The 10,652-nt window shown below is 51.0% G+C and carries 9 protein-coding genes and 1 pseudogene; 7 read left to right on the top strand and 3 right to left on the bottom strand.

The window, feature by feature from the left end; translation table 11 throughout:
* Together GVL52_RS31040 and GVL52_RS31365 are read left to right on the top strand one after the other, a co-directional pair.
* Positions 1–246, top strand: a 246-nt coding sequence (locus tag GVL52_RS31040) for a transposase domain-containing protein (protein WP_244619313.1), incomplete at its 5' end; no start/stop codon positions are given.
* Positions 247–345: 99 nt separating this feature from the next.
* Positions 346–429, top strand: a pseudogene (locus GVL52_RS31365) (hypothetical protein); the annotation flags it as partial.
* 580 nt (positions 430–1,009) lie between these two features.
* Here the strand turns inward: GVL52_RS31365 and rfbA are convergent.
* The 3 genes from rfbA to galE all read right to left on the bottom strand — a co-directional run bounded on the left by rfbA (position 1,010) and on the right by galE (position 4,449).
* The gene (gene rfbA / locus GVL52_RS27485) at positions 1,010–1,900 is read right to left on the bottom strand and encodes a glucose-1-phosphate thymidylyltransferase RfbA (protein WP_160012585.1); all 891 of its coding nucleotides are present in this window, start codon (positions 1,898–1,900) and stop codon (positions 1,010–1,012) included.
* Between the two features lie 40 nt (positions 1,901–1,940).
* The gene (gene rfbB / locus GVL52_RS27480) at positions 1,941–3,002 is read right to left on the bottom strand and encodes a dTDP-glucose 4,6-dehydratase (RefSeq protein ID WP_160012584.1); all 1,062 of its coding nucleotides are present in this window, start codon (positions 3,000–3,002) and stop codon (positions 1,941–1,943) included.
* A gap of 451 nt (positions 3,003–3,453) precedes the next feature.
* Positions 3,454–4,449: a UDP-glucose 4-epimerase GalE gene (galE, locus tag GVL52_RS27475; RefSeq protein WP_160012583.1), complete on the bottom strand. Its 996-nt coding sequence runs from the start codon at positions 4,447–4,449 to the stop codon at positions 3,454–3,456.
* A gap of 469 nt (positions 4,450–4,918) precedes the next feature.
* On the opposite strand from galE, the gene GVL52_RS27470 reads away from it, so the two are divergent.
* From GVL52_RS27470 to GVL52_RS27450, 5 genes are all read left to right on the top strand, one after another.
* Entirely contained in the window at positions 4,919–6,034 is a 1,116-nt protein-coding gene (locus tag GVL52_RS27470; RefSeq protein WP_368735332.1) for a GDP-L-fucose synthase family protein, read from the top strand.
* A 45-nt stretch (positions 6,035–6,079) separates the two neighbouring features.
* A complete protein-coding gene (gene gmd / locus GVL52_RS27465) occupies positions 6,080–7,207 on the top strand; it encodes a GDP-mannose 4,6-dehydratase (protein WP_160012581.1) in 1,128 nt (375 codons plus the stop codon).
* Positions 7,208–7,245: 38 nt separating this feature from the next.
* On the top strand, positions 7,246–8,070 hold the full coding sequence (locus GVL52_RS27460) for an ABC transporter permease (protein ID WP_160012580.1): 825 nt from the start codon (positions 7,246–7,248) through the stop codon (positions 8,068–8,070).
* On the top strand, positions 8,060–9,367 hold the full coding sequence (locus tag GVL52_RS27455; RefSeq protein ID WP_160012579.1) for an ABC transporter ATP-binding protein: 1,308 nt from the start codon (positions 8,060–8,062) through the stop codon (positions 9,365–9,367). The genes GVL52_RS27460 and GVL52_RS27455 overlap by 11 nt, the downstream gene beginning before the upstream one ends.
* Positions 9,368–9,661: 294 nt before the next feature.
* Positions 9,662–10,549, top strand: a complete 888-nt coding sequence (locus tag GVL52_RS27450) for a hypothetical protein (RefSeq protein ID WP_160012578.1) — start codon at positions 9,662–9,664, stop codon at positions 10,547–10,549.
* The last annotated feature ends 103 nt before the right edge of the window (positions 10,550–10,652 follow it).

Below are 10,652 nucleotides of genomic sequence, written 5' to 3'. Positions count from 1 at the left end.
CTTCGCCTTGAAAGCCGGGCTATGGTTCCGGCGCGGTCGTCTCGTCATGGTATCTCCTGTTCCCGGCATCTAAGCCGAAGTCAGGCAGAAATTCCACTTATCCCCAATGTGCAGATTTCCCGAGCCACTTCTAAAATGAATACCGTCGATCCCCAGGCTTGGCTTACCCAAACGCTTGAGCGTCTCGCAAACGGCTGGCCCAGCAGCGATATCGACGCCCTCATGCCATGGAACTATATGGCCTGAACGGCCTCAGCTTGCCGCTTACATGTAACTTGGCGGTCACCTCGATCAACGATGCTGGTCGTCTGATCCAGAGAACGCGACCGAGATGCTGGCAGTGATCCGTTCAACGGAGCTCTCTATGTCTTCCGGGCGAAACGAACACACCGGATCAAGATCGTATGGTGGGCGCCGTGTAAATTATAGTTAATTATTTAAGAAAATGGATGTATACAGAACACGTCACGATTCCATGAGGTGAAGAATGCATCCGCACGCGCCTAAGACATCCAGTACGCCACGTCATAATGCGGACGGAACGCAGACCGAGGAAGACCGACAGCTCGTGAACCTTCTCCTCCGCAATGCCCAGCAGCAAGAAAAATTGAGATCTGTTTGTGATGAGAGCGGGCACGTCCGATTTTCGTTCTCGGAAATAATGACCTTGCTTTGTCTGCTTCCATTATATTGGGCATACTCTCTCGCGACCCGCCGGACTGCAGAAGCACAAGAGAAAATTTGACGATGCGTATACCCGTAACGGATGATGTGGATACCCCATAAGGGATATCGACGCGCAATGTGAAGCTTGCAGCTAGCACGCGTAGGGGACAAAAAACGCGAGAAAAAATTCACAATGAGCTTACTCCAAGACTCACAAGCCCTCGTACATAAGCGGGCAATAGCGATAGTCAGACAGCGGGTTACGACCGCCAATTTTCAGGGCGCGCCATTGTGCCTTGATAGCTGCGGGAACGACGCCCCGCAACCTTCTGTTCGCCAGCGTCTAATTGTGTGGACCGCTTTCCGAAAGTATTCTGACAAGGTACTGGCCATAGCCATTCTTGAGTAGTGGCGCCGCTAGCGCTTCAAGCTCTGCAGCCCCAATCCACCCATTGCGGTACGCAACCTCCTCTGGGCAAGCTACTTTGAGCCCTTGACGTTTCTCAATAATCGCAATGTATTGCGCAGCCTCCAGCAGCGATTCATGGGTGCCTGTATCCAGCCAGGCATAGCCTCGTCCCATTATTTCAACGCTTAATTGTCCCGCTGAAAGGTATCGAGCATTCACGTCCGTAATCTCAAGTTCACCTCTGACAGACGGACGGATATCAGCCGCTATATCGCAGACTTGTTCATCGTAAAAGTATAGTCCCGTAACTGCGTAGCTGGACTTCGGTATCTTCGGCTTCTCCTCGATGGATATCGCACGCTGTTTTTGATCAAACTCCACCACACCATAACGCTCAGGATCCGTGACGTGATATGCAAACACCGATGCGCCAGCAGTCTGTTCGGATGCGCGCTTCAATAGACCCTGGAAATTATTGCCATAAAAAATGTTGTCCCCCAGCACCAGCGCACAGGGCGACTGATTTATGAAGGTCCGCCCCAAAGTGAACGCTTGAGCCAATCCATCAGGTCGTGGTTGGACACAATACGATATATTGATACCCCACTGGCTCCCGTCGCCGAGTAATACTTCAAATCTCGGCGTATCTTGGGGAGTCGAGATGATCAGAATGTCTCGAATTCGAGCCAACATCAGCGTTGTTAGCGCGTAATAAATCATAGGCTTATCATATACGTGCAGCAGCTGCTTAGATATCACTAATGTCGCAGGGTGCAGTCGCGTTCCAGAACCGCCCGCGAGAATAATTCCTTTTCGTGCCGTCATGTTTTCAGAAATCTTTCACGCGCAAGGGAACTCATTTGGCTCAACTCGTCCCATATTGCTTGTCAACCCAATGTTGATAAGCGCCGCTGGTAACATTCTTGACCCAGTCGAGATTATCAAGATTCCATTGTATTGTCTTGCGTATGCCGGTGTCAAAAGTTTCCGACGGCCGCCAACCCAGATCAGCAGATAACTTTGTTGCGTCTATCGCATAGCGGCGATCATGCCCTAGGCGATCCTCAACAAACGTGAGTTGGCTCGCATAGGACAGCCCATCATCCCGCGGCTTTAAATCGTCGAGAATAGAGCAGACAGTATTGACGACAGTTAAGTTGGTTAGTTCGTTCCAACCGCCTATATTATAACATTCTCCGATCTGTCCGGCTTCCAATACGCGGCGTATGGCGCTGCAGTGGTCCTGCACATATAGCCAGTCCCTGATCTGCTCGCCATCACCATAGATTGGCAGAGGTTTCCCGGCCAATGCATTGTGGATGCACAATGGAATGAGCTTTTCCGGAAAGTGATACGGCCCATAGTTGTTTGAGCAATTCGTCGTTAGAACCGGTAAGCCATAAGTGTGGTGGTAGGCTCGCACCAGATGATCGGAGGCGGCTTTTGTAGCCGAATAAGGGCTATTGGGCTGATAGGGGTTGTCTTCTCGAAATGGAGCATCGCCCCTCTCCAGAGAACCATATACTTCATCGGTTGAGACATGCAGAAAACGAAACGCGCTTTTCTCGGCGTCGGGCAACGGCCGATAATAATCTCGCAACGCCTCAAGCAATCGAAAGGTGCCTACAATGTTCGTCTGGATGAACTCTTCCGGCCCGTGGATCGAGCGGTCGACATGCGATTCGGCAGCAAAATTGATCACCGCCCGCGGACGATAGGTTGCAAGAAGCCGCCCGACAAGTTCAGCGTCGCCGATATCGCCCTTTACAAAAACATGGCGAGGATCATTTGCGGCTGAAGCCAAGCTCTGTAGATTTCCAGCATAGGTCAACTTGTCCAAGTTGGCTATCGGCTCGTCTGTGCGCGCAAGCCATTCCAGGACGAAATTGCTGCCGATAAAGCCAGCGCCTCCAGTTACAAAGATCATCTAATCTCTCGATAATTGTCTATTTATGAAAACCTTCGACTTAGGCTATCTCGCCGCCCAATGTCTGTCCATGCGCATCCTGCTGATATTTAATCGACAACAAACCAGCGGTTTTTGTTGATAGAGAACGCGTTTTGAAACGTAGTATCATAACCAATGCCATCTAAACTTAACACTCCTTTGAAGGTTCCGCCCATTGAACTTGTTCGCGTGCCAAGGTGCCTCACCCACACTATAATATGATACATTTCGAGGAAAAAACCCCAAACTGAACGCCAAACACGAAGATTCGATCCTGCTTAACCAACGGGACAATCCTCTATGAAATTAGCGACGACGTGTTGTCCGGCAGCGAGCCTCATTCCTTGAAATGACCCTAAATGTACGCCGACGAAAACGGACGACTGAATCCTCTAACGTCGCAGAAAGGTCAGGATGGTATGAAATTGTTTCATTGCGCTTTTGTATAACGCCAGGAACTAGCGCACATATCTTCTAACGTCCGCGTCGCTTTCCAATTCAACAGATTACCGGCCTTAGACGTGTCTGCGTAGCATGATGCTACGTCCCCCGAACGCCTTTGGGCGAATTCAATAGGAATAGATTGCCCGCTAGCACGTTCGTACGAACGAACCATCTCAAGCACACTGTAGCCCAAGCCGGTGCCGAGATTAAAAGTCGTCACTCCGCTATTTTTATTGGCAAACCGCAAAGCAGCTTCATGTCCACCTGCCAAATCCATAACGTGAATAAAGTCTCTCACCCCAGTTCCATCTGCGGTATCATAGTCATCACCATATACATCGAGCTTTTTCCGTTGCCCTGAAGCTACTTCAGAAATAACAGGCAAAAGATTGTTAGGTCGTGATGTTGGCTTTTCTCCGATTAGGCCACTCTCGTGTGCTCCGGCCGGATTGAAATATCGAAGACACACAATAGACCAGCCCGACGATGCGTTTGCTACATCATGCAGGAACTCTTCAACGTGCAATTTGCTCCTGCCGTATGGATTAAGAGGGTTCGTTGGATGATGCTCATCTACGGGCAAACGGGACGGTGTCCCGTAAACAGTAGCGCTGCTGCTGAAAATCAATCTAAATACTTTTTCTTCAGACATCGCTGCGACAAGTTCAACGGTGCCAACGAAGTTGGTTGAATAGTAAGACAATGGATCGGATACGGAATCGCTCACCGATTTCAATCCTGCAAAATGAATTACAGCATCTATTTGATGCTCTCGAAGTATACCTTTCACTAAAAAGCGATCCCGGACGTCGCCCTTTACAAACGCACAGCGCACACCAGAAATGGCCGCTATTTGATCCACCACCTTTTCGGAACTGTTCTCAAGATTGTCCAAAAGGATCACGTTGTACCCGCGCATCGCAAGCTCAACGGCCGTGTGGCTGCCAATGTAGCCTGTTCCACCTGTCAAAAGTATATTCATGTTGCCCTGCACTGACCGAAAATCTCAGAAGCGATTTGTCGTTCTAGTGCCTTCGCTGATCATACTCAACAGCGGATTTTACCTCGGTGGAGCAACGGCTTTTGATTGCAGCCGCCGTGATGTTTTTAAGGCTTCAGTCGCAAACCTCGACAAAGCGGCCGCAATGTTGTCGTAGAAACCCATAATCAGGCGTCCGAGCGCTGGTCCTTCACGGAGAGACAACTCTCCTTGCGGGACGAGCGTGTATTGCGGCGCGACCTGCAGCCAAACGGTTTTCAGCAAAGAAAGAGCGTGGGCTAATCGTTTGCGTTCAGTTTTCTCCGAAGGCCCAAAACGATCAGCCAGGGTAACTGTCCGGTTGACCTAGGATGGATGCACATATATTAGTCTTCGAGATGAGCAGCACTGAGCTTCAGCTGGAACTATTGTCTTTAAAATCAACGGTTTATATTGTTTGGATTGCCGAGGTATCACCGCAAAAGGTCGCCTTGGAAGCCAATATGAGGCGAGTTGGGCCACTATGAACAATCCTCCGAAAATATACGTGGCTGGCCATAGAGGAATGGTCGGCGCAGCAATTGTACGCGCCCTGAAAAGCCGTGGGCAGCTGAATATCATCACTCGTACTCACGCTGAACTCGATCTCGTCGATCAGTCAGCTGTAAGCTCTTTCTTCGCGCAAGAGAGGCCCGATCAGGTCTATTTGGCGGCTGCAAAGGTCGGAGGAATTCACGCCAACAACACCTATCCGGCGGATTTCATTTACCAGAATTTGATGATCGAGGCCAACGTCGTCCATGCTGCGCATGTCAACGGTGTGGAAAAACTGCTTTTCCTTGGCTCTAGCTGTATTTATCCAAAGGCTGCGCCGCAGCCGATGGGTGAGGAAGCTCTGCTGACGGGGACCTTGGAGCCCACCAATGAGCCCTACGCAATTGCGAAAATTGCCGGCATCAAACTCTGCGAAAGCTACAACCGCCAGTATGGGCGTGACTATCGTAGTGTCATGCCGACTAATCTTTATGGGCCGGGCGACAGTTACCATCTTGAAAACAGCCATGTACTGCCCGCGATGATCCGCAAATTCTATTTGGCGAAACTAGCTCAAGGTGACAACGTCGCCGCGATCGAGGCAGATCAGGCTCGCTATGGAGCAATCCCCGCCGATATTTGCCAGATGATCGGCTTTGACCCGGTCAGCCGCAAAGTCACCAAACGCGGTAGCGTCACCCTCTGGGGTACTGGAACACCGTTCCGCGAATTCCTTCATGTGGACGACATGGCTGATGCTAGTATCTTTGTGATGGATTTGGATGCACAAACGCATGGTGCCAACACGCGAGCAATGCTAGGCCACGTTAACGTCGGGTTTGGCAGCGATCTGACGATCAAGGAACTCTCAGAGCGGGTCGCCCAGGTCGTGGGTTACGAGGGCGAGGTTACGTTCGACACCGGAAAACCGGATGGCACGCCGAAGAAGCTTATGGATAGCCGCCGGATAGAGAGCCTTGGTTGGAAGGCTCGGATTGATCTGGACACAGGTCTGCGCCATGCTTATGCGGACTACCTACAAGGCCTGCTTTGATATGGCAGCTGCAGAAAATACGAAAACTCCCGAGGAAGCTCAATTTTGACCGACCAAAAAAAGAAAGTGGCCTTGGTCACAGGCGTGACCGGACAAGACGGCTCCTATCTCGCCGAATTTCTGCTCGACAAAGGCTATGAGGTTCATGGCATAAAACGACGCAGCTCTCTTTTCAATACGGACCGGATCGATCATCTTTACCAGGATCCGCACGAGAAGCAGCGGCAGTTCGTCCTTCATCATGGAGATATGACGGACTCCTCGAGTCTCGTTCGCATTATTCAGCAAACCCAGCCGGATGAGATCTACAATCTAGCGGCCCAGTCACACGTGGCGGTGAGTTTCGAAGAACCTGAATATACCGCAAACGCGGATGGCATCGGTGCGCTTCGAATTCTCGAAGCAATCCGCATCCTGAAATTGGAACGCAAGACGAAATTCTATCAGGCTTCTACTTCCGAACTTTACGGATTGGTCCAGGAAGTCCCTCAAAAGGAGACAACTCCGTTCTATCCCCGCAGTCCCTACGCGGTGGCCAAAATGTACGCCTATTGGATAACGATAAACTATCGGGAAGCCTACGGTATCTACGCCTGCAACGGAATTCTCTTTAACCACGAAAGTCCAGTGCGCGGTGAGACCTTTGTTACCCGCAAGATCACAAGAGCGATCTCCCGCATCGCTCTCGGACTGCAGGAATGTCTTTACCTCGGGAACATGGGCGCACTGCGGGACTGGGGTCACGCAAAGGACTACGTCGAAATGCAGTGGCTAATGCTGCAGCAGGATGTAGCCGAGGATTTTGTCATTGCCACCGGCGTGCAATATACGGTTCGCCAGTTTGTGCAGTTCGCTGCGGAGGCGCTTGGATTCACCCTTCGATTCGAGGGCGACGGAGAGCAAGAGGTCGGTGTTGTTGATACCATCAGCAATCCTGAGCTCAAAATGCAGCCGGGGCAGTTGATCGTCAGAGTAGACCCTCGTTACTTCCGTCCTACAGAAGTAGAGACCTTGCTCGGTGATCCAACCAAAGCCAAGGTGAAGCTGGGTTGGGAACCCAAAATCACCTTGCATGAACTCGTAAGAGAAATGGTTCAGTCGGATTTCACAGCCGCCAAACGAGACGCGTTGGTCAAGCAAGGTGGCTTCAAGGCCTATGACCACCATGAGTGAATCACGCAGTCCCGTCGGCAAGCACGATTGATAAGCCCATGAGTTCAGACAAAAACGTGCTGGTCATCGAGAATGGTGTTTCGGCGAAGGCCTATTGGAGCGACATCTGGCGCCACCGGGAATTGCTGCTTTTTCTGGCCTGGAGAGATATCCTCGTTAGATATAAGCAGACGGTAATTGGTGTCAGCTGGGTCTTGATCCGACCGTTGCTCACGATGATCATTCTGACAGTCGTGTTCGGGCGGATTGCCAATTTGTCATCCGGGGACACGCCATATGCAATTCTGGTTTTTACCGGATTGCTGCCTTGGTTTTATTTTTCGAATGCGACCAGTGAATCGAGCAATAGTCTAATTACCAACGGTAACCTGCTATCGAAAGTCTATTTCCCTCGTCTAATCGTTCCGGCCAGCACGATCTTGGTCAGCGGTGTCGATTTCGTCATCTCAATCTTGGTGCTGCTGATGTTGATGCTGTGGTATGGGATCGCCCCCAGTTGGCACCTGGTGCTATTGCCGGTTCTTGGTGCTTGGGTTGGTGTGCTATCACTCGGGATTGGCTTTTGGTTCTCCGCGCTGACAGTCAGATACCGCGACTTTCGCCATATTGTGCCGTTCTTGTTGCAGCTTGGCATCTATGCGTCCCCGGTCGGCTACAGCACTGCGCTCGTTCCGGAACGGTGGGTGACATTGTACTACCTCAACCCTATCGCCGGCGTCATTGACGCCTTCCGATGGTCGATTATCGGCACGGCACCAAGTGCCTACGGCTTGACATGCGCTTTGATCATCACGGGAACGCTTCTTGTGACCGGTCTGATGTATTTTCGTTCTGCAGAATCCCGGTTTGCTGATGACATCTGAAACGAACGCAATAGAGGTTGAGAGCCTCTCCAAGAGCTATGTTATTAGCCACCAGGCCAAGCGGCAGGCTCGCTCGCTGAGGGAACTGCTATCTGCAAAGGTGAAGCGGCAATCCATCGATGAAGAGGCAGCCGAAACGCAGTCGTCCCAGGAGACATTCTGGGCCCTAAAGGACGTGTCCTTCAATATCGGTCAGGGAGAGCGGATCGGCATTATCGGCGGCAATGGTGCGGGTAAGTCTACCTTGCTGAAGATCCTCAGTCGCATTACCGAGCCGACGGCGGGAAAGGTGACGATAAGGGGAAAAGTCTCCAGTCTCCTGGAGGTCGGAACAGGTTTCCATCCCGAACTCACAGGCCGTGAGAATGTCTACCTGAACGGCGCGATTCTCGGAATGCGGAGAAGCGAAATCACAGCGAAATTCGATCGAATCGTCGATTTTGCCGGCGTGGAAAAATTCATCGATACGCCTGTGAAGCACTATTCGAGTGGCATGTACGTGCGCTTGGCATTTTCGGTATCGGCATGGCTCGATCCAGACATCCTCATCGTCGACGAGGTGCTGTCGGTAGGCGATCAGGCATTCCAGCGGCGATGTGCGGAGCGCATGAAAGAACTGACCGGCGATGGACGCACGGTGCTATTCGTCAGTCATTCGATGCAGGCCGTGAGATCGATGTGCGAAAAGGCGTTGTTCCTGGAACGTGGACGCGCGGTTTCGTTCGGCTCGGTTGAAAACGCTGCCAATCAATATCTTCATTCAATTGATCCGCAAGACGGAGCCGACTGGCACAAATATAGATTTAGCCCATCGACAGATAAGGTCAATCAGCACGGTTTTGATGATGAATATATCGAATGCGTTTCGGCATCAATTGGTAACGAATTCGATATCATCAATAAAAAAATGGATATAAATAAAAAATACACTATAGTTTTGCAATACAACGTCTTGAAAGACATGCCATTTCCAGCTGTTCCAAACTTTCATTTTTTCGATGAATTTGGTGAGCGTGTCTGCGTTTCGTATCCAGGGGGGGCAGCGCCCAATCAGCAGGGCACCTATAGGATCGAATGCGAACTCCCGCCGTATCTTTTTAATACAGGCAGGTATTCTGTTATGCTCATTATGAGCACATTTTCCGGCGGACTTGAGTATATGCATCATTTCGCATACGAGGCGGCGCTACGTTTTGAAGTTGCTGAACCAGAGGGGGCTGATGAGCGCCGTCACGGTTGGTGTGGCCCTGTTCCGGGTGTCACTCGTCCAAGGTTAAATTGGAGCTACTCAAACTAACCAGTGAATGTAAAGCAGGGGTAATCGTTGAAAAAGCCGCTGTTTCGCAAACGTCGAAGCGATTCGCGGACGTAGTTCGATTTTCAGCCTGTCCAACGATTTGCATAAAGTGGCGATGGGCAAAATGGCGCGATAAAATCAGCCAATCGATCGTTGTTCGGGGCGAGTAGGCGCTGTAAAGTATGTTAGAAGCTGTTCAGGAGATGGCAAATGCGCGATGGCCGTTTCATTGTTAATCGAATTTGCCGGCGGCATCCGAAATGCTGCCATCAGAGTTATCAGGATTGAAGTGGTATGAAATTTTCTCTTTCGAATTTTAAGCTCGCAAACGGTGCGCTTGATCCAGCCAAAATGGCGGCCATCGCACAATTGAATGGCGCGCGGGCCTTCGTTGAAACCGGAACCTACCTTGGTGATACTGTTTACGCCATGCGGGACGTTTTTGAGAAAGTCTACAGCATTGAACTGTCGGAAGATCTCTACGGGCAGGCTACAGAGAGGTTTTCGGGAGATCCGAAGGTAAAACTGTTGTTGGGAGATTCATCCGAAAAGCTGCAAGAAGCGGCACGTCTTTCTTCTGATCCGGCCGCGGTATTTTGGCTTGATGCGCATTGGAGTGGTGGAAATACCGCGCGCGCGGAAGAAAACACCCCGATCGTAAGCGAACTGAAAAGCATTCTCTCCTGTGACCTTGAACAGCCAATAATGATTGTCGATGACATGCGCTATTTCGTGGACATAGCGGCGGGTTTTGACGTTCATGAAGCGAATTATGGCTACCCGTTGATACGCGATTTATTGGCGCAAGTCCGTGAACTGTGGCCCAATCATGTGCCCGTGGTAAACGGCGATTTGTTGTTTATATTTCCTGAGCGCGTTTACGCCGATCTCGAAATTTCGAAGGTGCTGTCCGCTACCAGTGTGCTGCGCTGCGGAGACGGCGATTTTGCCGATCGACTTTCCGTCGAGGCTACGATCGCCGCCGCCGAAGGTGACGAGCGCGGGATGATACTAGCACTCCCCGAAGTATTTAAGGATTCTCTTAATTATGGAATTGGAGGCGAATACGTCTACTGGCGAGGACTGGTGCATGAACGCGATGGGGCGCATGATCTGGCGTTGGCTGATTTCGAGATAGCAAGGAAATGCGGTTTGACGATCCCACAGCGTCGCTGGGAATAAGCGTATGATTGTTTTAGGAAGACCGTTGCGTCTAATAGCTCGCGTAGCCGGACGTCTGGCTAGCATTGTCGATCCGCCGCCTCCCTGTCTCTTATACACCTCT

This window comes from Rhizobium sp. 18055, from assembly GCF_902706285.1.
In the GTDB taxonomy this organism is placed as follows: domain Bacteria; phylum Pseudomonadota; class Alphaproteobacteria; order Rhizobiales; family Rhizobiaceae; genus Rhizobium.
The sequence above is the reverse complement of the archived record's forward strand: the minus strand, read 5'-3'. Positions and strand labels throughout refer to the sequence as shown.

Coding starts and splice junctions, on each gene's coding strand:
- rfbA (WP_160012585.1), bottom strand. CDS start 1,900: ATGACGGCACGAAAAGGAATTATTCTCGCGGGCGGTTCTGGAACGCGA.
- rfbB (WP_160012584.1), bottom strand. CDS start 3,002: ATGATCTTTGTAACTGGAGGCGCTGGCTTTATCGGCAGCAATTTCGTC.
- galE (WP_160012583.1), bottom strand. CDS start 4,449: ATGAATATACTTTTGACAGGTGGAACAGGCTACATTGGCAGCCACACG.
- GVL52_RS27460 (WP_160012580.1), top strand. CDS start 7,246: ATGAGTTCAGACAAAAACGTGCTGGTCATCGAGAATGGTGTTTCGGCG.
- GVL52_RS27455 (WP_160012579.1), top strand. CDS start 8,060: ATGACATCTGAAACGAACGCAATAGAGGTTGAGAGCCTCTCCAAGAGC.
- GVL52_RS27450 (WP_160012578.1), top strand. CDS start 9,662: ATGAAATTTTCTCTTTCGAATTTTAAGCTCGCAAACGGTGCGCTTGAT.